Annotated in this window: 20 protein-coding genes; 10 read left to right on the forward strand and 10 right to left on the reverse strand. The window is 39.5% G+C overall.

What is annotated here, in order from left to right; genetic code table 11:
- Positions 1–51: 51 nt before the first annotated feature.
- From R2S08_RS16500 to R2S08_RS16515, 4 genes are read left to right on the forward strand one after another with little or no spacing between them, the layout of a single operon-like run.
- On the forward strand, positions 52–828 hold the full coding sequence (locus R2S08_RS16500; RefSeq protein ID WP_316836181.1) for a phosphatase PAP2 family protein: 777 nt from the start codon (positions 52–54) through the stop codon (positions 826–828).
- Complete coding sequence (locus R2S08_RS16505; protein ID WP_316836182.1) at positions 815–2,071, forward strand: TolC family protein; 1,257 nt, start codon at positions 815–817, stop codon at positions 2,069–2,071. The genes R2S08_RS16500 and R2S08_RS16505 overlap by 14 nt, the downstream gene beginning before the upstream one ends.
- Positions 2,072–2,082: 11 nt before the next feature.
- Entirely contained in the window at positions 2,083–2,997 is a 915-nt protein-coding gene (locus R2S08_RS16510) for an efflux RND transporter periplasmic adaptor subunit (RefSeq protein ID WP_316836183.1), read from the forward strand.
- Between the two features lie 2 nt (positions 2,998–2,999).
- Positions 3,000–6,029: an efflux RND transporter permease subunit gene (locus R2S08_RS16515; protein ID WP_316836184.1), complete on the forward strand. Its 3,030-nt coding sequence runs from the start codon at positions 3,000–3,002 to the stop codon at positions 6,027–6,029.
- Here R2S08_RS16515 and R2S08_RS16520 read toward each other — a convergent pair.
- Positions 6,026–6,868, reverse strand: a complete 843-nt coding sequence (locus R2S08_RS16520; RefSeq protein ID WP_316836185.1) for a sterol desaturase family protein — start codon at positions 6,866–6,868, stop codon at positions 6,026–6,028. The genes R2S08_RS16515 and R2S08_RS16520 overlap by 4 nt on opposite strands.
- A gap of 47 nt (positions 6,869–6,915) precedes the next feature.
- Positions 6,916–7,923, reverse strand: coding sequence for a YncE family protein (locus R2S08_RS16525; RefSeq protein ID WP_316836186.1), 1,008 nt, complete (start codon positions 7,921–7,923; stop codon positions 6,916–6,918).
- Between the two features lie 198 nt (positions 7,924–8,121).
- Between R2S08_RS16525 and R2S08_RS16530 the strand changes: the two genes are divergently transcribed.
- Together R2S08_RS16530 and R2S08_RS16535 are read left to right on the forward strand one after the other, a co-directional pair.
- Positions 8,122–8,301: a histone H1 gene (locus R2S08_RS16530; protein ID WP_316836187.1), complete on the forward strand. Its 180-nt coding sequence runs from the start codon at positions 8,122–8,124 to the stop codon at positions 8,299–8,301.
- Positions 8,302–8,504: 203 nt separating this feature from the next.
- On the forward strand, positions 8,505–8,891 hold the full coding sequence (locus R2S08_RS16535; protein ID WP_133779477.1) for an acyl-CoA thioesterase: 387 nt from the start codon (positions 8,505–8,507) through the stop codon (positions 8,889–8,891).
- Between the two features lie 66 nt (positions 8,892–8,957).
- Here the strand turns inward: R2S08_RS16535 and R2S08_RS16540 are convergent, their stop codons facing one another.
- Positions 8,958–10,154: an aminopeptidase C gene (locus tag R2S08_RS16540; RefSeq protein ID WP_316836188.1), complete on the reverse strand. Its 1,197-nt coding sequence runs from the start codon at positions 10,152–10,154 to the stop codon at positions 8,958–8,960.
- 215 nt (positions 10,155–10,369) lie between these two features.
- Between R2S08_RS16540 and R2S08_RS16545 the strand changes: the two genes are divergently transcribed.
- Positions 10,370–11,389 carry a GTP-binding protein gene (locus tag R2S08_RS16545; RefSeq protein ID WP_316836189.1) on the forward strand — a complete coding sequence of 340 codons (1,020 nt, stop codon included), beginning with the start codon at positions 10,370–10,372 and terminating at the stop codon, positions 11,387–11,389.
- A 1-nt stretch (position 11,390) separates the two neighbouring features.
- Here the strand turns inward: R2S08_RS16545 and R2S08_RS16550 are convergent, their stop codons facing one another.
- The 5 genes from R2S08_RS16550 to R2S08_RS16570 all read right to left on the reverse strand — a co-directional run bounded on the left by R2S08_RS16550 (position 11,391) and on the right by R2S08_RS16570 (position 17,201).
- The gene (locus tag R2S08_RS16550; protein WP_316836190.1) at positions 11,391–12,449 is read right to left on the reverse strand and encodes a histidine kinase; all 1,059 of its coding nucleotides are present in this window, start codon (positions 12,447–12,449) and stop codon (positions 11,391–11,393) included.
- A gap of 2 nt (positions 12,450–12,451) precedes the next feature.
- Entirely contained in the window at positions 12,452–13,579 is a 1,128-nt protein-coding gene (locus R2S08_RS16555; protein WP_316836191.1) for a sensor histidine kinase, read from the reverse strand.
- A 72-nt stretch (positions 13,580–13,651) separates the two neighbouring features.
- Positions 13,652–14,695, reverse strand: a complete 1,044-nt coding sequence (locus R2S08_RS16560; RefSeq protein WP_316836192.1) for an aminoglycoside phosphotransferase family protein — start codon at positions 14,693–14,695, stop codon at positions 13,652–13,654.
- Positions 14,696–14,780: 85 nt separating this feature from the next.
- The gene (locus R2S08_RS16565) at positions 14,781–15,809 is read right to left on the reverse strand and encodes a LacI family DNA-binding transcriptional regulator (RefSeq protein WP_316836193.1); all 1,029 of its coding nucleotides are present in this window, start codon (positions 15,807–15,809) and stop codon (positions 14,781–14,783) included.
- A gap of 105 nt (positions 15,810–15,914) precedes the next feature.
- A complete protein-coding gene (locus tag R2S08_RS16570) occupies positions 15,915–17,201 on the reverse strand; it encodes a DUF3472 domain-containing protein (RefSeq protein ID WP_316836194.1) in 1,287 nt (428 codons plus the stop codon).
- Between the two features lie 416 nt (positions 17,202–17,617).
- Here R2S08_RS16570 and R2S08_RS16575 point away from each other — a divergent pair, with 416 nt between their 5' ends.
- The 3 genes from R2S08_RS16575 (at position 17,618) to mgrA (ending at position 20,722) form a co-directional block, all read left to right on the forward strand.
- Positions 17,618–18,241, forward strand: coding sequence for a hypothetical protein (locus tag R2S08_RS16575; protein ID WP_133779469.1), 624 nt, complete (start codon positions 17,618–17,620; stop codon positions 18,239–18,241).
- Positions 18,242–18,259: 18 nt separating this feature from the next.
- On the forward strand, positions 18,260–19,615 hold the full coding sequence (locus R2S08_RS16580) for a Gfo/Idh/MocA family protein (RefSeq protein WP_316836195.1): 1,356 nt from the start codon (positions 18,260–18,262) through the stop codon (positions 19,613–19,615).
- Positions 19,616–19,723: 108 nt separating this feature from the next.
- On the forward strand, positions 19,724–20,722 hold the full coding sequence (gene mgrA / locus R2S08_RS16585; protein WP_316836196.1) for an L-glyceraldehyde 3-phosphate reductase: 999 nt from the start codon (positions 19,724–19,726) through the stop codon (positions 20,720–20,722).
- An 8-nt stretch (positions 20,723–20,730) separates the two neighbouring features.
- Here the strand turns inward: mgrA and R2S08_RS16590 are convergent, their stop codons facing one another.
- Entirely contained in the window at positions 20,731–21,444 is a 714-nt protein-coding gene (locus R2S08_RS16590; RefSeq protein WP_316836197.1) for a HesA/MoeB/ThiF family protein, read from the reverse strand.
- 1 nt (position 21,445) lies between these two features.
- Positions 21,446–22,576 (reverse strand): 2-iminoacetate synthase ThiH, encoded by a 1,131-nt coding sequence (gene thiH, locus R2S08_RS16595; protein ID WP_316836198.1) that lies wholly within the window; start codon positions 22,574–22,576, stop codon positions 21,446–21,448.
- Between the last annotated feature and the right edge of the window lies 1 nt (position 22,577).

Genomic DNA, 22,577 nt, shown 5'->3' on the forward strand with positions numbered 1-22,577 from the left:
TCTTCATAATTCGAATCTAGCTTAGAGCAGAATTTAAGCACCATTAGGGCTATGAAGATATTTAAATTACTATGGCTGTTTTGTATACCTGGTTTATGTTATGCGCAGCAAAAAGATTCACTGGATACGATTTCTGTTAAACAGCATTCTCTGATCAATTCAGGAATTGATTATAAACCGAAAGTGGCCTCATTTATTGTACCGGCAGTGTTTATTAGTTATGGATTGGTTTCTTTAACCAATTTTCAACCAATAAAACAATTGGATAAAAGTACGAAAGAAGAGTTGCAGGAGGACCATCCTTTATTTGCGGCTCATGTAGATAATTACTTGCAATTTGCACCTGCAGCAGCTGTATATGCCTTAAATCTTGCCGGAGTTAAAGGAAAACATACGTTGCTTGACGCTACAGGTTTATATGTGTTGTCTGAGGCGATTATGGGGGTAAGTGTAACCAGTTTAAAGAAAATCACCCATCGGCAGCGGCCAGACGAATCTGCCTATGATTCTTTCCCTTCCGGACATACGGCTAATGCATTTGCAGCAGCTGAATTTTTAAATCAGGAATATAAGGATGTATCTCCGTGGATTGGTTATGCCGGATACACAGTCGCAACCGCTACAGGTGTACTGAGGCTCTATAACAATAAGCATTGGGTAAGCGATGTAGTTGCCGGAGCTGGATTTGGAATACTCTCTACGAAAGTTGCTTATTATGTTTATCCTAAGTTGAAAAGACTTATATTAGGTAAAAATGCTTTAAGTTACAATGTGATGCCTTCTTATCAGCAACATAGTTTTGGACTGTCATTCAATGGAACATTTTAAAAAGACGCTTTTAATTCTCTTATTTCCAATTTTGTTAATCAGTATTGGAAAGGCTCAGGTCCATCCGGCAGCTCAGGATTTAGAATTCTTTGTTGGTCAGGCGATCAAATTTAGTCCATTAGCTAAGGATTATAATAATCAATTGCTCATGAACAAAATTGATAGTATGCGTTTAAAAGCCGGATATCTTCCTCAATTGACAGCCAGCTCTACAGGTTTATATGCTCCGGTTATTAAAGGTTATGGTTATGATGAAGCCTTAACAAATTCTCATACCCTGGATGCTTTGCTCACTATGAATTACAATATTGTTGGGAATGGGATAAAACAAAATCAACAAAAGGCCATTCGTTTGCAGGCTGATTCTATTCGTTATGCCAGCAGGCTCTCTGAACTGGATCTCAGAAAAGCCATTACAGATCAATACATTACAGCTTATGCCAGCCAATTGCAGGTAGAGTTTAATCTGGACATTGTCCGTTTATTGAAAACGGAAGAATCTTTACTTAAGGAATTGACCAGGGCCAATGCGTATAAACAGACCGAATATCTGACATTTCTGGTTACTTATCAGCAACAACAATTGCAGTTGAAACAGGCAGAACTACAGTACAAAGTGGATTACGCCTCATTAAATTATCTCTCTGGAATTAACGATACGACCAGAGTTGTTTTAGAAGAGCCTGTTTTTAACCCCGTGAAACCTTTAGCACAGGGAGGTTTCTTTCTTAGGCGGTTTGAAATTGATAGTCTGAAAACAGTTAATGACAGAAAGGCTGTAGACAATGCCTATAAACCAAAAGCGGGTGTATATGTAAATGGGGGGTATAACTCGTCCTTTCTTTTACAACCCTATCGAAATTTTGGAACGAGTGCGGGTTTTACGGTTTCCATACCTATATATGACGGGCATCAAAGAAAAATGCAATACAGTAAACTTGATCTTCAAGCGCAGACCAGTTCCTATTATAGAAACTATTTTCTTAATCAGCATAAACAACAATTAGATATGCTCCAACAGCAAATGCGGGAAACAGATTCTATGTTTAAACAAATCGAAGCGCAAATTAAATTTACCAGAAGCCTTATAGAAGTTGACAGTAAACTCCTTCGAACCGGGGATGTGAAAATTGCTGATTTTGTGATTGCGATTAATAATTATATGAACTCACAAAATCTATTGCGGCAAACCAATATAAACCGTTTAAAACTCATTAATCAGTTGAATTACTGGAACAGATAATGCCTAAAATCATGAAGAACTTATTGCCAATGCTATTGTTTTCGGGGTTGTTTTTAACTGCCTGTAATCAAAATAAAGAAGCCGCTTCAGAACCTGCTGCCCCGGTTACCCCGGTACAGGTGACTTACGTAAAAACCAATCCACTATCAGATTTTATTGAATTGAATGCAGTAAGTTCTTATTTGCAAAAAAGTTATGTGAAAGCAAATATCAATGGCTACGTACAATTTTCTGGTGCGCAGCTGGGTAAAGAGGTGGGTGGACATGAAATCTTGTTTACCTTGATTACCAAAGAAGCAAGGGCTATTGGGAATGCGGTAAATCAGTTAGATCCTGGGTTTAAATTTTCCGGAATTTCAAAAATACGTGCCGAGCAGAGCGGCTTTATAACGCAGGTAAATCATCAGCGGGGAGATTATGTTCAGGATGGCGAAGCTTTAGCTGTGATCAGCAACCGGAACAGCCTCGTGTTTCTGCTGGATCTTCCGTACGAATTCCGTTCAGTCGTTGACCAAAACAAGAATATTGAACTTATTTTACCCGATGGCGAAAAATTGAAAGGGACACTGGGTGGGGCAATGCCATCTGTAGATTCTGCCGCGCAAACACAGAGAATTATGATCAGGGTAAATCCGTCGCATACTATTCCTGAAGGTCTCATTGCTAAAGTAAGAATTACCAGGACAGCAAAATCAAATGCACAGACACTTCCAAAATCAGCGGTTCTGGCCAACGAAACCGAAGATGAATTTTGGGTGATGAAACTTATTAACGATTCAACAGCGGTTAAGGTTCCAATTAAAAAAGGCATTGAGAACGCGCAGTTCATTGAGATTCTCGACCCTGTATTTAATTCAAAGGACAGGATTATTACTACGGGGAATTATGGAATAGCAGATACGGCAAAAGTTAAAGTCGATAAGTAGTTATGAAGAACTTTTTTATATCCCATAAAAACCCTTTGCTGGTTGTACTGATCCTTATTCTCGCAGGAGGATTGTTTTCCTATACCCAGTTGAAGACTTCCTTGTTTCCTGAAATTACCTTTCCGAAAATTAAGATCATTGCAGATGCAGAACTCCAGCCGGTAGATAAAATGGTGGTTACGGTGACCCGGCCGCTGGAAAATGCAGTCAAACAGATACCCGATCTTAAGCTGATCCGAAGCGTAACAAGCAGGGGAAGTTGTGAGATTTCTGCTTATATGAATGGCAGTGCCGATATAGATTTAAGTCAGCAGCGAATTGAATCACAGATTCAAAAAATCAGCAATAGTTTGCCTGCAGGTGTAAATGTATCTGTAGAAAAGATGAATCCTTCTATATTGCCGGTAAGTGGTTATAGTCTGGAAAGTCATACAAAATCTCCAATTGAATTGAAGCAATTGGCCACTTACACTGTTAAGCCCTTTCTTTCACAGGTTAGTGGTGTTTCTGAGATTCGTGTTATCGGCGGAAAAACGAAGGAATACTGGCTTGAACTTGATCATCAAAAAATGGCGGCATTGGGTATTTCTCCAGACCAGATCAATAATGCTTTGTCCCAAACCAATTTTATAAAATCCAATGGTTATCTTTCAGATTATAACTATTTGTATCTTTCTATAACTGACGCAACAGTTAAAACGAAATCAGACCTCGAGAACTTAACCCTGACTAAAAATGGAAACCGGATTGTCAGAGTTAAGGATATCGCAAATGTAAGTATTCAGGAAGGGGTGGAATACACCAGGATCAATGCCAATGGTAAAGACGGGATTTTAATTGCGGTCATTAAACAACCCAATGCAAATCTGGTGGACTTATCAGACCAGATGGATCAGAAAATCAGTCAGCTAAGGAAAATCCTTCCTTCCGGCGTATTTATTAAACCTTATTACGTACAGGCCGACTTTGTAAACGAATCTGTTAAGAGTGTGCGGGACAGTTTACTGGTAGGCCTGGCACTTGCCATTGTGGTGGCTATTATATTTCTGAGATCGTTAAAAGCGAGCTCAACCATTCTTATTACTATCCCGGTAACACTTTGTCTCAGTATTATTGTGCTGTATTTTATTGGTTATTCCTTAAATATTATGACATTAGGTGCTATTGCAGCAGCAATAGGTTTGATCATAGATGATGCTATCGTTGTGGTCGAACAGATTCACCGGACTCACGAAGAGCATCCAGAAGAACCAACTGTTACCTTGTTGAAGAAAGCGGTGGATTATTTATTCCCGGCAATGCTCGGATCATCTGTAAGTACGATCGTTATTTTTATCCCATTTGTCTTGATGACGGGTGTGGCAGGATCTTATTTCCAGGTCATGACTAATACAATGATCATTACACTGGTTTGCTCATTTTTTGTAACCTGGATTGGTTTGCCGGTAATTTATTTGTTCTTAACCAGGAACAGTCAACTTAACACTGTAGGCAAGCCGGAAGAGGCCCATCAGGTAAAAAGTCAGAAATGGATAGGGTATTTTATTCGCAGGCCATACATCAGTTTGATTATGATCCTGGCACTTTTAGCCTCTATTGTATTGGTTTTTCCTCATCTTGAAACCGGATTTCTTCCTGAAATGGATGAGGGCAGTATCGTACTTGACTACAGTACCCCTCCGGGAACTTCGCTTGCTGAAACAGACAGGACGTTACGGGAGGTGGAGAAACAACTCGTTAACATTCCAGAGGTACAGGCTTATTCCAGAAGAACGGGTACACAAATGGGATTTTTTATTACTGAACCCAATACCGGCGACTATCTGATCCAGTTAAAGAAGAGCAGAAGTAAAACAACTGAAGAAGTGATTGCAGACATCAGGACAAAAATTGAGGCCACTCAGCCCGCTTTGAAAGTCGATTTTGGTCAGGTGATAGGTGATATGCTTGGGGACTTAATGAGTTCTACACAGCCTATTGAAGTTAAAATATTTGGTAATGACCAGGATAAACTTCAGGCCATAGCTAAGAAAGTTGCTGATGTTGTCCACCATGTAAATGGTACAGCAGACGTATTTAACGGAATCGTTTTGTCTGGGCCTACTTTAAATATTCAGCCAGACTTCAGTATGCTTGCCCAATATGGAGTTAGTCCGGCCAGTTTCCAGTTTCAGGTTCAAACTGCACTGCAGGGCAATATTATCGGACAGCTTTATGATAAACAACAACTTTCGCCTATACGGATGATCTATCCTGGAAGCAGAGCATTTGGTACAGCAAATCTGTCTCAACTTAAGATATTTCTTCCCGGAGGTGCGGTGATTCCAATCCAAAATATGGCTAAAATAGAGTTGAAAACAGGTTCTGCAGAAATCGATCGGGAGAATCTTCAGTCCATAGGTGTAGTTACCGCCAGGTTGGATAGCCGGGATTTGGGTAGCGTAATGAAAGATATTCAATCGGAAGTCGGAAGTAAGATTGCTTTACCCTCAGGATATCATGTGGAATATGGGGGAGCCTATGCCGATCAGCAACAGTCCTTTAAAGAGCTGTTAACCATCTTAATCGCATCCAGTTTATTGGTTTTTAGTGTAATCTTATTCCTCTTCAAAGATTTTCGGGTCGCATTTATTATTCTTACGATTTCTGTACTGGGAATTTCAGGGAGTTATCTCGCTTTGTTTTTAACACATACCCCTTTAAATGTAGGGAGCTATACCGGTTTAATTATGATTGTTGGGATTATAGGGGAAAATGCAATCTTCACTTTTCTGCAGTTTAAAGAGTCTTTGCATGAAAAAGACATAGACGAAGCCATTACCTATGCAATTTCTACACGTTTAAGACCAAAGCTCATGACGGCTCTTGGAGCAATTATTGCCCTTTTTCCATTGGCTTTAGGTATAGGGGCGGGAGCACAGCTCCATCAGCCACTGGCCATAGCTGTGATTGGTGGATTTTTAATAGCACTCCCGCTGTTGTTGATTGTATTGCCCAGTCTGATCCGTAAATTTTACAAACTCAACAGCTAAAGCGGTAAGTTTGTTTTTGGTTTGAGGTAGTCGTCGTTAAAAGGTGTTTTAACCAGGTATACGAATTTATCAGAGTGCTTTGCATCAAAAATGTCCAGGCCATAATTTATGGTACTGTGATTCATTTCTTTGTAGGTGCCAAAAATACGATCCCAAATGCTAAATACGTCGCCATAATTGCAATCTGTATAAGGCATGCTGTCATGATGATGTACATGGTGAAGATTGGGGGTGATCAATAACCATCCAAGAACTTTATCTATTTTTGCAGGAAGTTGCAAATGTGTATGCGCAATAATGTTAGAAAAAGTTTGAATGGTTTGTCTTAGTACCAGTAAGCCTAGAGAAGCACCTGATAGAAAAACCCATAAACCTAAAAAACATACTCTGATCACGGTTTCCCCCGGGTGTTCCCGGATGGTTGTGGATACATCGAGTTGTGTATCGGTATGGTGTACCAGGTGGAATTTCCAAAGTGTGTTTACCTTATGCATGGTCACATGATAGGCATATTCAAAGAAGTCAAGCAGAAAAAAGCCGATGACATACTTAACCCAAATACTTTCGGGATGAGGAAGTAAAAATAGTAAGCCCCAGTGGTTGTTGACAACCCAGTTGGAAATGACAAGTACGCCAAGGGTGATGGCTAGTTGAATAGGGAGAGCTGTAAATATGAAAAGAAAGTTAACAGAAGAATGGTTTAATTTTTTTCTCCAGGGGTTTGCAGAGATAAATACCTCCGCAAACCATAAGATTGAAATTAAACCAGCAAACAGGCTTACCTGTATCAGTGTTAAATGCTCCTGAAAAATGGAGGCAATAGAATTAAAAAAGTTCATGTTTTGTTGATCTAACCGAAATAGTCGGTTAATATAAAGATATTTTCTTATTTCCCAATTTCGAGTACCCGAAATGTTTTGGGAACCCGTTGGGGGCGTTTTCCTGCAGTGGTAGCTGCTGAAAAATCTGCTGTTGGCATAAAGATATGATGACTTCTGGGGTCTATAGCCAATGTTCGGGCACCTGGTGCCGTTTTAATATTTTCAAGGACTTCAAATTTGGAAGCAGAAAATTCTTTTACTATGGTCATTGTTCCATCTCCGTTAGAGCTGTAAGCCATCTGATACGCAGGGTCAAAGGCAACTCCGTCTGAGCCATCACCTATAGGTAGCATTGCAACTTCTTTTCCGGTTTTTGCATCTAATACCACCATTAATTTATTGCTGCAAACCGTAAACAAACGGCTGTTTATTCTATCTATTGCAAGACCGCTTGGTTCTTCTCCCTTCGAAAGCTTATAACGTTGTTTGATTTTAAAGGTTTTAGCATCAAAAGCGACTATTTCATTTTTATCTTCGAGATTTACAAAAATAGTACCTTTGCCATCAGATACACCAGCTTCTGGTTTTCCACCTAAATCTACTGTAGCAATCACTTTATCGCTCACTGGGTTGATAATACTGGCACTTGCGCCGCGGCCATTAAATACTATAATATTTTTAGAGAAATCATCATAGAATATAGCATCCGGATTTTGTCCAACAGAAATTTGTTTGAGTACTTTATAATTACTCAAATCAATAACAGTACAAGTTGCCAGTTTTCCGTTACTGATGTAACCCTTGTCAAATGGAGTTGCAAATGCGATTCCGTGCACTCCGGTTGTATTAGGAATAAAGCCAACAGAATCGCCTGTAAGCGTATTCAATATATTGACTTGTGTAGCATGAGAAACATAAATACGCTGGTGTACAGGATCAATACTGATGTAGTCCCATCCACCGTCACTATTGATCTTGTGTTGTTTCAGCAGATGTAAGCCGGTTTTAGTTTGTGAATTGGCCAGAGCACATAAGCTCATTAGAAAGGCCGTTAATGCAGTTATCCTTTTCATGTAAATTGATTTTAACTTAAATAACTAAAATAAGTCTGTAGGAATTCTGTAGCTTCTTTGGTATATGAGTGTCTTACTTAAGACCTAAAAAATGAAAATATAGCCTCAATGATACAATAATAAGCATATTTGGGGGGAGAGGTTGTATGTTTTTTTGTTAAAAAGTATATATTTGGCAAATAAATTAAAAATCAAAACATGGAAAAATTCACAAAAGTTAAAGAACTGATCTCTTCAATTGAGGCAGATGTAGAGAAATTTTACAATGCAGGAAACGGCGCTGCAGGTACAAGAGTACGTAAAGCGATGCAAGATTTAAAAGTACTTGCTCAAGAGATCCGTACCGAAGTAACTGAGAAAAAAAACACTGCTAAATAATTTTAATTTAGCTATATAAAAGAGGTGTCAGTTTATACTGACACCTCTTTTTGTTTGGTACTAGCCTGTATTATTAGTGAATTGAAATGCCTCGTGCTGAAATACTTGCTGCGGTAAAAAAGCAGATAGCAACCGTGAGATTGAAATAGCTGTATAATAAGGTCATATTATTTATCTTTGGCCGCAAATAAAGCGCGTTTAAAATGACAATAGAAGAGAAGATCAAAGCATCAGAAACCAGAATCTTTAAAGCTGTATTTCCCAATACAACAAACCACTATGATACCCTTTTTGGTGGTACTGCCATGCATATGATGGATGAGGTAGCATTTATTACTGCTACCCGTTTCAGCCGCCAGATCATGGTTACGGTAAGTAGCGACAGAATTGATTTCAAGCAACCTATACCAGCCGGAACAATTGTGGAACTGATCGGAGTGGTTAGTCATATTGGAAATACCAGTTTGAAAGTGAAAGTTGATATTTACGTAGAACAGATGTATTCTGAACAGAGGGAAAAAGCGGTGACCGGTGAGTTCTCTTTTGTAGCCATAGATGAAAACAAAAAACCGGTATCTATTATAAAATAGCAGGATGCTTATACAAAAAAGGGGAACAAACACTAAGTTTGTTCCCCTTTTTTGTATATATAGTTCTTAAATGCTTAGTTTTTTACGTACATCAGAAGGTATACCTGATTTATTTAACAGGAAAGCAGTGGTTTTATATTTAACAAAGTTTTTTGTTACATACAAATAACCTTTATAATCGTTTGTCTCTCCCCATGAGTTTTTAACGATATAATATTCTTTTCCATTTTGATCTTTTGCGAGTCCAACAATGTGCATACCATGATCATCTGTCGTCTGGTAATTATTAAAAGCTTCCTGACGGTTTACTTCTGTAATTTCCATTTCCGGCTTAGGGCCATCAAACATAGTCGCTTTTTCTTCTGCGCTCATTTGCTCAAATGGTTTCTCAGGAACAAAAGCTACTCCGTTTTTGTAGGAGAATCCTTTTTCACTAACATCGGTTGCCCATGCGACAGTGAAACCTTTTTTTAATGCATTGTCAATAATGTCGGTAATCTCATTCACTTTAACATTGTATACCTGATCAAATGACCAGTTGTCTGGTACCAATAAGGTAAATTTGCTGTAATAAGGGTGGTCGTTAAAAGAAGACAATTCCACATAGTCATCAGGATTAATTCCTACCACTTCTTTAGCGAAGCTTTGAGGTGTATACTTCTTTCCATTATAGTCAAAAGATTTAGGAACCTCTCCCAAGTAAGAATCAATTACAGCAGTATATGCTTTTTCCCAGTTTGGAGTAAGGGTCTGGTTAGGGTTTTTAACTACGGCAGCCAAAACACCATTCATGATTTCGCCCATTTCACCAAATTTATTTACAGTTGTACCATAATTCAGGCCTGTATAAACAGATTGTGGTACTGCACCATATTTTCTATACATATTGATTACATCGTGAAGCGCGCCACCGTCGCCCAAGGTTACTGCGCCATGCATGCGCACATAATTCTTTCCTTTTTCCACATAGGCGTTTCTTGCAGAGAAAATTTGAGAAAGAGCAACAGGTGTTTTACCTGCTTTGATCATTTCTGACTCAAGGAAGGAATTTGTTGAATAGCTCCAGCAGGTACCAGACGATCCCTGATTTTTAACTGGTGTATTGGCCAGATTGATGACATCTGTGAATTTAAAGCTTTCCTTACTTTTAGCACTTTGGTTGTTCTTTAAGGAATTTACCAGGTTATCCTGGGCATTAACAAAGTTTGCGCTACATAGCAATGCAGTTGCAAGAATCAGAGGTTTAAAATTGAATTTATTCATGTGTGTTAGTTAATATGCTTTTAAAGGCCAATCTATGAAGGGTTGTACATAAAGGTGTCAAATGTAATGAATATTTGCAATTCAGTTGCATTTATTGATTATCTTTGTTGTACATGTACATGCTCAATTAGAGTCAGCGGATAAGGGGCTAAATTTACAATGGATACTGAACCTGTACAAGACTATATTATCTTTTTTACATAATTTTTTTTCAAATGGCAGTCGCTAAAGAAGTTACTTTACTTACTGGTTTTTTAGGGGCAGGAAAAACAACTTTGCTCAATTGCATCATTGCAAAGAAAGCAGAGGTAAGGTTTGCGGTTGTAGAAAATGAAATCGGAGCGGAGAATATAGATGCAGAGCTCATTGTGAATACAGCCTTACCTATTTCTGAATTACAAAATGGCTGCCTGTGCTGCTCTTTAAGTGAGGACATATTTGACGTTTTAAACCAACTTTGGGATCAGCGGGAATCCTGGGACCACTTGATTATTGAAGCAACTGGTATTGCTGACCCGGCAAACATTGCGCATCCCTTTCTCACCAATTCCAATGTAAGAAAAGGATTTCTGCTGAAACGTGTTATTTGTGTGGTCGATGCAGAGCTTGTAGAAGACCAGCTCCGGGAAATTCCGGAGTCCATCTCTCAGATTGCATTCAGCGATATCATTCTGATTAATAAAATAGAACAGGTGAGCCCGGCGTATATCCGTAGCCTTGAACAATTGCTCAGACGTCTGAATCCTTTTGCCGTTATTTTAAGCAAACCTCAAACTGGATTTAATGTCAATACACTCTTTACCTATGAGCGCTTCGAAGATGATCTTCAAGCGCGGGTAGAACCAATTGGTGCAAGCAAAAGATTTAGCCTGGTGCCGGGAAAGCCAGTAGAAGCCAAATCCGGCCTGATGGTCAGCTCGCATATCCGGCATGACCATAGCGATATCGAAACCATTGTGCTCAAGTATAGGGAGCCATTTGAACTGAACCATCTCCAGCATCGGGTTAATGTTTTCTTAATTCTCCAATCTGCCGGCGTTTACAGAATAAAAGGAGTCATACATGTTAAAGGATACCCGGATAAAATAATTTTGCAGACCGTAGGCAAGTCTGTTGCAGTGCATCAGGGGAAAACCTGGGAAACGGGAGAGGTCAGGGAGAGTAAAATTGTTGTGATTGGTAAAAATTTAAAGGTCGAAGCATTTGATAAAATGTTTAAAGCCAGTTTGATCTAACTTATTTCAAAATCCATGGAAGGGACAGGTTGATCAGGCAATGTGGGTCTTTGCAATTTTCAAAATCAATTTTCACCTCATCACCATAAAGCTGGCTGTAATTTTCCCCGTATTTCTGCAGGTCGGATAGTATAGTGTCTGTTGCATGAAGACTATAATGCAAATGAACCAATAGAGATTGGGATTCTGTACGTACTTCAATCTTTAACCTCGCGGGAACCGGAGGTGGGGTCTTACAAAATACTTCTAAAATATTAATCAATGCGAGGGAAGCAATGTCCTTCTGTTCGGTAGGCCCTTTTACCAAAAGGTCAATGTGCAAGCGGTTGCCTTCTTCTAAATGGATAAAATCGATAAAAGCGTGTAAGGCAATCAGTTCTTCTGTGAGCGGAGAAAAATACTGGCGGCCACGATAAAGACGATAACGCATCAAATCAGAAAATGTAAGGATAGACTGTGGTGTGTTTTCCTGAAGTGCAGCGGCGGTATTTTTAAGCTGCTTTAACGACCTCATTAAAAAATCAGGGCTGATATTGGTTTTTAACAAGTCCAGCTTAACCTGTTCTATTTCTTTTTTCTCTTTTTCCAATTCTACCAGGGTATCCTGTTCCTCGCTTTTTTCCATAAAAAATAACATCATGGAAAAAAGTAAAAAATTCAGAAGGTAGTTTACAAACAGTTGAAAATAGCCTTCAATGAAACTTGAATTCTTGATTACTTCTGGCATGCTTTTCTCGGGAAAGAGCTTGTCATAAAACAGATTTAGCACGGGAAAAATAACCAGACAAGCCAGCAAAGCCAACCAGAACAGGCGTACTCTATTTTTCTTAAACAGATAAGGGATTAGAAACAGGCAATAGAAATAGAAAAAAATGGCGATTGGAAAATTTCTAATGAGAAATTCGTTAAAAGTAGATATGAAGGTATCGGAAGCGCCAGCATTTCTAAGGTTTTCTAAAAGTACCCATAGCCAAAATAGCATATGGGCAATCCACCTGTATTTAGTAAAATATATCCAGCGGTTTTTATTGTGAATTTCTATCTGTACAAAACTGTTCATTTCTAAAAAATAAGGCTAAGCTGGATTTCAAAATCATTTTCACCATCTGTAACAATCAATTCATGCTTTTTGGGATATAGGATTTCTAAACGTCTTTTTACATTTTTCAGCCCTATGCCACCTTTATATTCAGAAATGCCTTGTAAAAACGCAGGTTGGGCGGGTTTGCTGTTTCTAAGAATAAACTTCATAGATTTTGCTTCTACTTTGATGTCCAGATCAATCCATGATTTTCCAAAGCTTGTTTTAGTTCCATGTTTAAAAGCATTTTCAAGGAAATTGATCAGCAGTAATGGAGCTATCTTTTTTTGAGTGGGATTACCCTGTACATTGACTGTTACTTGACAGCGGTCGCTGCGGTGTCTTAATTTTTCGAGTTCAATATAGCTATTGGTGAAGAGAAATTCATTTTCTAAAGGAACCTGATCTTCTTTACATTCATAAAGCATATAATGCAGCAAGGATTCCAGTCTTTCTATAATCACCGCAGTTTGTTCTGACTTCTTTAAACTTAGTGCATAAATATTGTTTAAAGTATTGAATAAGAAATGCGGGTTGACTTGTGACTTTAAAAAAGTACTTTCCAATCTTATTTTTTCGGTCTTAAACTTTTCCAGATTTTGAAGCTCTTTCTGGCGATCATTAATATCTACGAAATAACAGAATGCGATGAAAAAGCCGAATAAAAAAAAGAAGTAATAGAATTGACCCAGGATAAGATGTAACCAGGTATTTTCCGGTCGGAACGCCAATTGCGGGAAATGATTGGTTTCAATCTTGAGCAGGATAATGAAGATGGTATACCAACAGGAAAGAAGAACCAGCAGACTAATCCAGAATGTCTTCTTTTGTTTGCCCAGTGGCATGATAAAATATAAAAATGAATACGATAATCCAAACCCAATACCTAATCTAAGGATGTAAAAAAACCGCAGATAAGCAATGGGGTGGATGTTTGTACTAGAGGTGGACTTTGCTGTGTAAAGATAATAAAAAGCCCAGGCGGCAATCCCCCAAAAAAGTACATGAAGCAAGCCTCTGTAATTTCTAAAATGATTGTAAAATTGTTCGCTTCGGCCAGGTACTTCTTTTATCATTAAAATGGAGATCGTATATTCGTGAATGGCCATAAAGATATTGAAATAGGAAATACTATTCTAATTTTTATGACCATTCCGAAGGCCGGCTGAAAGCAAGGAGTGCTAACTGATCAGTGATCTTAACTGAGGCTCCGCTTCCTGATATCTTTTTAGCAAAGTAATTTGATTCTCAGCACGTATAAAATTATGACCTTCATATTTAGCTCCGTAATAAACATCGTTTTCCAGATAATCGGCAAGAAAACGGATGGCCTGCATATAAATAAGGAATTTACCTGAATAAATGAAATAGCTCTTTTCTGTTTCTGTGAGTACACTGCCCATTTCCAGCATATAACCGTCGTAAATAGCCTTAAAAAAGTCTGTTCGGATGTTGATCTTGGAGAAATCAGTTTCTTCTTCGTTTGCTGCAGAAAGATAAGTCCTCATCATATCCCCAACATCACTAATAAAATATCCTGGCATCACGGTATCCAGATCAATTACGCATATACCTTTGCCGTCCCGATCAAAAAGGACGTTATTGATCTTTGTGTCGTGATGGATGACTCTTAAAGGAATTTCTTGATTTGAAATGATCTGGTTGTAGGTTTCAACGATACTGTAATTGTCTTCTATGAATGAAATCAATTCTTTAGAACGTTCTTTTCTTTCCGGAGATGCGTGTAAAACCGCATTTTTGAATTGGGCATACCGCAAAGTCAAATTATGAAAATCTGGAAGTGTAATGTAGAGTTGATCAACATCAAATTCATTCAGGAGCATAGAAAATCTTCCAAACTGTCTGGCGGCTTCATAGGCCTCTTCCTTTTTGCTAAGTACATTTAGAGAATGTGAATCCTCTACAAAAGGAAAGAGCCTGAAATATCCTTCTGAAGTTTCCATCAGTGATTTTCCTGTTGTGCCAGTAATAGGGCTTACAAATAAATATTCCGGATGTTTCTGATTTAAAAAGGCTTTGAGCCTGGATATATTTTGGTCGATGTCCTGCGGTTTTTTAAATACAGCCTGGTTCACCTTCTGGAGGATGTATCCAGCGTTTTCTGTGGTGATTTTCCAGGTATGATTGATTAAACCATCTCCAAATAATTGTATGTTGCTTTTAACAGGCAGGATTCCGTATAATGGTAAAATCTGATTGAGCATAGCACTAGGCGAGTTTTTTTAGTTTTGGTAGATTCAAACCTAAACAATTTCGCCTTGAGTTTATTGCGCAAACGGTTGTGTTTATTTATTTGTCAGTGCCTATGATCAATTCAGATTCTACAACAATATTAAAATAAGCTTGTTCTGCAGCAGATTCGCTTTTAGGCTTACTCAACAGGTCTAGTAAAATATTGGCTGCTTTCTTACCTTGCTTATAAGGGAATTGTTCTACGGAAGCAATTGGGGTATGGTCCATGTAGTTAATGATGGGCAGGTTTGCATAACTTACAAAATCAAGGTCTTCGTTTATCTTTAATCCTAAATTACGTGCGTAACGCATTGCAAATAAGGCTACATAGTCATTAAATGTCACAATTGCCGTTGGCTTGCGCTTATGGTTAAGTAAAGTTTCCATAGCCTCTATTGTTCCGGATTCAGAAAGATCACAGCTCATCACCAGTGAGGGATCAAACTTAAGGCGTTGGGAAGTCATTGCCCTGACATAACCATTTTTTCTTTCTGCACAGGCTATAAGTGTTGTCGGACCATTAATCATACCAATGGTGCGATGACCTTTTTTGAGTAAAAAGTTTACGGCCTCAAATGTACCGGTCTCCAGATTAGAACCTACAAAATGTATGTTTTTAATAGGAGGGATGCGATCAAAAAAAACAATAGGAATATTCAGCTTTCTTAGCGCTTCAAAATGCTCATATGTACTGGTGGTTTTAGCTACCGAAATGAGTAAACCATCCACACGCTGGGTTTTCATTTTTTCTACAAGTAACTTTTCCCGTTCCGCGTCATCGTGAGACTGGGCGAGAAGTACCGTGTAATTTCTTTTGTAGGCGATGTCTTCAATTCCAGTAATTGCTGCTGAAAAAAAGGATTCGGAAAGTTCAGGTAAAATAACACCTATAGTATGTGATTTTCCCTGAAGAAATTGAATAGCTCTTTGATTAGGTTCGTAATTGAGTTCCTGGGCAAGTTTTTTTACCCGCATTTTAGTGATCAGACCAATGCTGGAATGGTCGTTTAAAGCTCTCGAAACGGTAGAAACCGAGATGTTGAGAAGCTTCGCTATTTCTTTTATAGTAGTTGGTTTATCAGACATCGGGATCAAAGATTATAATTATCTTTTAATATTAGGCAATTATTGTGATTATATATAAAAAAAGCCCCGATTATATTATCGAGGCCTTTAAAATAGATCCTTAAACTAAGGAAGGGCATTAAAATCTACCACGGGTGCTTTATTCTGGTTCGCCGGCCGGCTAAAGGAGGTTCGCAAAGGTGTGAATTCATTAAAAAAACCTCCGTTTTTAAGAAAGAAACCAGTGTTTTTAACGCCGCCACTAAAATCTTTTCTATAGTTTCTGTTGGCTATATCATCTCCTGTAAATTTCATTTCTGTGATTTCAGTCCAGCTGCCTTTGGCATTGGCCACCCATTGATTTCCGTAATTCGCAGTACGGGATAAATTACCCATCTCCGGTTGGAAGTTTTCCAGAAAAGAGTGCAGGTGTTTAAGGTTCGAATTGGTATTAGGTCGTTCAAAACTGGCAATAAGCATCCAATTGCCGTGTTCAGGTTTAAACCACGACGTGAAAATAGTTTTATTACTTGTGGAATTAGGCTGGGCACGAGTTAAAAAAGCATATGTTTTTCCAGCCGTCCAGGGGTAGATCAGATAACTTTGGCCACCTGATCCCTCAGATCCAAATTCTCCCGTTTTTACACCATTACCTTTTTTCAGAAGTCTGATCTTTTGGTCCTCAGGAATGCTGGCAGGGTTGTCTGTTTGAAAAGGGCTCCAGACAGAGAATAAGATGCGGCGTTCTTTTGGACCGTTTACCTGCATTCCAAAATACCCCTGTTCAAATCCATTTGACATAAAATAGGAACCTATGGGATCCATATCTGTTGGAACTGTAACTTCATTGTAAAACCATTCTACCTGATCTTTTATGTTCTCCGGAACTGTATATGCCAGATGGACAGAGGGGCCTCGTCGACCCCAGTAATACCGGTTGTCCTGATTGTCTTTAACATAGCTTAAAGTGGCTGCAGGAGTACCTTCAACAATTAGACTGTTCACTTTTCCAAAATCATATCCTGTTTTAGATAAGCCCTGGATCTTTACCTGCTGGTAGCCCTTTTCAGTAACTTTGAAATCACCGATCAAAAGTGTATCTGTTGTTGTTCCGGTGGTTGTTTTGGTAACAGATTGATTTCCGAGTATAACTTTAAAAGTGCTCTTTTCTGATGGCGGTGTCATCACCAGTGAAAGTTTTAATATGCCGGGTTGTTCAACACGAAAGTAAATACTGGTCACCGTCTGGGAATCTTTCCAGTCCGTTAAACCATTCTTTGAGATTTTTTCTGAATTTTCTGCTGACCTGTGCGTTATCCAGGCGTTACCAGCCAGTGCTACAGAGGCCTGTTGTGCAGAGGTTTCAAAGGTTGCGAACAACAGGAGCAAAGCGGGAAATAGGGTCTTCGTCATGAATTATTAGGTTTAGATTGGTTAAAATATTCGTTTGATGTTAAGCTTCATTGAATGTAGGGCTCAAATGATATCTGAAGTGGGCAAGTTTGGCATTAAAACCACACAAACGTTTGATCTCTTTTGTTAAGATTGTATTGATTAATGGCTGAAATACATCAAAAAAAGTTCATTTGGATAGGATTTTAATGTGATCGAAGCGTATACCTTAATCGAGGCAGATAAATGCCTCTTCTTTTTTCTTGAATACCTGTTTTCCTGGAGAAAACCGTACAAAACCAGATATACTAAAAATAAAACAAACGTTTGCTTTTATAATTATCAAACGTTTGCGTGATTATTCTTGAATCTGGCTTCCCATCTTGCCTGTGTATTGCCTAATTTGGAATCACTAAATCCAAGCGAACCAAAACTTCATGCAAAGAAGAGACATCTTTAATATTCTTTTTAAAGGCAGTCCGCCCAGCGAACTGGATACTTCAGAATCGGAGCCGGTTATCGAAACACCAGCCTATTTGATTAACGAAGGTACACTTCCGTTTTTCAAGGCCTGGAAATCACTGCCTGAAGTTGTTGAGGCAGGTATATTACCTCAATTGACCAAATATGAGTTTTCCCTTAAATTCGGTGCAGGTAATTTGGAAACACCAGAGGGATTGAGCGGAATCAGTTTCCGTCTTGGTGTTAAAGATGCCGGATTACCCGTATTAAATGAAATTACCTTAGGCGTAAACGCAGCAGGTTACCTGTTTATTGGTGATCTGCAATCAAAGAGTAAAATCCATTATGATAAGCTGATTGCGAACCTTCAGTTTATTCTTGAAGTTAAACCTCAGCCTTATGGAAAAAGTTACGCTAAGCTCAAATTGGTTGATCAGAGTGGACTCACCCTTGCTGTTTTGAAATCAGAACAATTTTCGCAAGAAAATTGGGTAGGGGTGTTCAGTTTAGATCTAGGTCAATTTCACTTTTTGCAACTTGAAGGAAGGTTTGCTTCGGAAGGAAACCAATTGCTAACCACAAATATATCTGAATATTAAAACAACCAGAACACAATTATGAACAGACGTGAATTTGTAAGAACGACCAGTTTGACGGCAGCTGCCCTGACCGTCCTTCCGGAAAAAACTCTTTTTGCCAATTATGCTGGCGAAAAACTTAAAATAGCCATGATGGGTGTTGGCTTGCGTGGCCAGAATCATCTTGCGCTTATCTTAAAAAGAGATGATGTCGAACTGGTCGCCATTTGTGATGTCGAACCTAGGATGCTGGAGATGGCAAAAGCCATGATTACCAAAAGTGGCAAACCTATGCCAAAGATATATACAGGCGATAACTATGCCTGGAAGAAAATGCTTCAGCAAACCAAAGATCTTAAATCTGTATTGATCGCAACCCCATGGGAGTGGCATAAACCAATGATCATTGGTTCACTTGAAGCTGGCGTTAAATATGTGGCCACAGAGGTGATGCTGGGTATTACCCTTCAGGATCATTGGGATGTGGTTCAGGCTGCCGAAAAACACGATGCGCAAGTCATGATGCTGGAGAATGTTTGTTACAGGAGAGACGTTCTTGCTGTTTTGAATATGGTAAGACAAGGTCTTTTTGGCGAAATCACGCACCTTCAGGGTGGATATCAGCACGATCTGCGGGAAGTAAAATTCAATGATGGTGTAAAACCTTATGGTGGGGGTGTTGAATTCAATGAAAAAGGATTTTCTGAAGCGAAATGGAGAACAAATCATTCCGTACATCGTAATGGTGATCTTTATCCTACCCATGGTATTGGTCCTGTAGCTCAATGTGTCAATATCAACCGCGGTAACAGATTCTTGAAATTGAGTTCATTTGCTACACAATCTCGTGGTCTGCATAAATATATCGTAGATCATGGTGGTGAAAACCATCCAAATGCGAAAGTTAAATTCAGACTTGGAGATATTGTTACCACTACTATTCAATGTGCTAATGGAGAGACCATTATCCTTCAGCATGATACGAATTCACCAAGACCTTATTCCCTGGGCTTCAGAGTACAAGGAACAGATGGCCTTTGGATGGACGTAAATAACAGTATTTATGTAGAGGGTAAGAGCAAGCCACATCAGTGGGATGATGCAAAAGAATGGCTGGATAAATATGATCACCCACTTTGGAAGAAATATGGCAATGACGCAACAGGAGCAGGGCATGGCGGTATGGATTTCTTTGTGATCCATGCTTTTATCGAATCTGCAAAACGCGGCACACCAACGCCGCTTGATGTTTATGATGCCGCCGCCTGGAGTGCAATTACTCCGTTGAGTGAGCAGTCTATTGAACTGGGCAATGAGACTATTGATTTTCCAGATTTCACCAGTGGAAAATGGATGAACAGAAATGCAGTTTTTGCCTTGAATGACGATTATTAAAAATTAATACTATACTGTTTCCTTTTAAAGCCTCCGATTATTGGAGGCTTTTTTGTTTCAAAACAAAATTACTTCGTTAATTTAGGACTTTATCTAAAACAAGAATATATGAGTTATATCCCTGCAGAAGACCGGTATGAGAAAATGCAGTACCGTCGCTGTGGCCATAGCGGGTTAAAGCTCCCGGCTTTATCCCTTGGTTTATGGCATAATTTCGGACATGTAGATGTCCTGGAGAATTCCAGAAGTATATTGAAACTTGCCTTTGATCATGGAATTACACATTTTGACCTGGCGAATAATTACGGCCCGCCTCCGGGATCTGCAGAAGAAAATTTTGGCAAGATCTTAAAGGAAGATTTTAAAGGTTTCAGGGATGAGATGGTGATCTCGACCAAAGCCGGTTATACCATGTGGGCAGGCCCCTACGGAGACTGGGGATCGAAGAAATACCTGGTATCGAGTCTTGACCAGAGCCTCAAAAGAATGGATCTGGATTATGTAGATATTTTTTATCACCATCGCCCGGATCCGGAAACGCCTTTAGAGGAAACGATGATGGCTCTGGATCTTCTGGTGCGCCAGGGGAAAGCTTTGTATGTCGGGATCTCCAATTATAAAGCCGAAGAAGCCGAAAAAGCGATCCGGATTCTAAAGCAGCTGGGTACACCCTGTGTAATCCATCAGCCTAAATACTCAATGTTTGAACGCTGGGTGGAAGGTGGTCTCCTGGATGTACTTCAAAAAGAAGGCGTAGGTTGTATTCCTTTTTCTCCTTTGGCTCAAGGCATGTTGACAGATAAATACCTTGGCGGAATTCCGGCAGATTCCAGAGCGGCCAAGTCACATGGATTTCTTCAAAGCAGCCAGATTACCGAAGGTAAATTGCAGCAAATAAATGAACTGAATGCAATTGCTGCAGAACGTGGACAAAAGTTGGCGCATATGGCGTTATCCTGGCTTCTAAAAGATCCAAGGGTTACCTCTGTACTTGTGGGTGCGAGTAAACCTGAACAATTGGCTGATTCTCTGAAATGCCTGGACAATATTCTTTTTACGGAAGATGAACTTCAGCGCATAGAGAAAATTTTAAACCGGGTGGATTAATTCCCGGTTTAAGTGATACGGAGTACTGTCCTTTCCAATGTTCTTGTATGGAGCAGGATAAACTGATCTTTAAATTCAAAACGGCCCAGAACCACATCAATGGTCATCTGGGCCATTATTGTGCCTATGATACCTGGTACGGTGCCTAAAACACCATTTTCGGAACAGGAGGGAACATCTTCGGGGTTTGGGGGTTCAGGAAATAAATCTCTCAGGTTTTTTGAACCTTCTATATTAAAACCTGCCAATTGCCCCATATAGCCTAATATACTTCCATAAACCAATGGTTTGCCAAGGGAAACGCAAGCATCATTTACTGCATAACGGGTCGCGAAATTGTCACAACCGTCCACAACAAAATCATAATTTTCCAGCAATTGCAAAGCATTGTCTTCAGTAACCACATGGTCATGGGTGGTAAAAATGGTATTGGGGTTCTGTTCCGATAGTCTTTTATAAGCAGCCTGAACTTTTTTAAAGCCAATGTCCGCTTGTCCGTATAAAATCTGCCGGTGCAGATTCGATTCCTCTACCACGTCAAAATCAATGATGCCCAAATGCCCAATGCCCGCGGCGCAAAGGTACTGTAAAACCGGACAGCCTAATCCACCAGCTCCAATTACCGCTACTTTAGCTTCCTTTAATTTGTTTTGGCCATAAAGGCCGATATCGTCCAGCAGGATTTGCTTGAGATATCTTTGAAATTCTTCTTTAGCCAGCATATTAATGTCCAAAAGTTTTATCCCAGTCTTTCCATACGGGTTCGTAACCCTGCGCTCTGATCATAGAGGCAATTTCGGCTGAACTTCTCTCGTCAGAGATTTCGAATTGCTCCAGAGATTCTGGTTCTACAATATAACCTCCCGGGTTCGTTTTAGAACCTGCACTGATACTGGTGATGCCCAACTGGATTAAATGGTTCCTAAAATGTTCTTCTTCGCGCGTGGAAATGGAAATCTCCAGTTCCGTGTTGAACAATCGCCAGGCGCAGATCAGTTGTACCAGTTCCCGGTCGCTCATGTAGTTGTTGTATTCTTTGAGTACAGTCTCTTCGGATCCTGCAAGTTCTATGGGTCTTAGCCTGGGAAAAGAAACAGAGTATTTTGTTTGCCAATAGGTTTTCTCCAGGTAATCTAAATGGAGGGCTGTAAAGAAACAATCTGTCCGCCAATCTTCCAGGCCAATGAGTGTGCCCAAACCAATTTTATGGATGTTGGCCTGGCCAAGCCGGTCTGGTGTTTCCAGCCGGTAATTGAAATTGGACTTTTTCCCTTTTGGGTGGTACAGTTTGTAGTTTTCCTTGTGATAGGTTTCCTGATACACCAGAACCGTGCTTAGGCCTTCTTCAATAAGTTCTTGATAGTCATTGGTGTCAAGTGGCTGTACTTCCAGTGATACATGAGTGAAATGAGGCTTGATGAGCCGGATGGCATTTTGGAGATAGGGCACACCAACGGTCAGATTGGCTTCGCCAGTCACCAGCAGTACATGGTCGTAACCCATCTTTTTGAGTACAGCTATTTCCTGTAATATCTCCGCGTCACTCAGTGTTTTTCGTCTGATCTTATTGTCCAGACTAAAGGCGCAGTACGTACAGATGTTTTGACACTCATTGCTAAGGTAAAGCGGAATATACATCTGAATGGTTTTTCCAAAACGTTTTCTGGTGAGCTCCTGGCTAATTAAAGCCATCTGTTCGAGGTAAGGTGAGGCTGCGGGGGAGATCAGTGCTTTAAAGTCCTCTAAATTGCGTCTGTTTTTGTTTAAGGCTTCGGTAACATCCTGTTCCGTCTTGGAAAGTATACTTTGTTTAACCTCTTCCCAATCAAATTCGTCAAATAGTTGTGTAAACATG

Source organism: Pedobacter nutrimenti (assembly GCF_032678445.1).
GTDB lineage: Bacteria > Bacteroidota > Bacteroidia > Sphingobacteriales > Sphingobacteriaceae > Pedobacter > Pedobacter nutrimenti_A.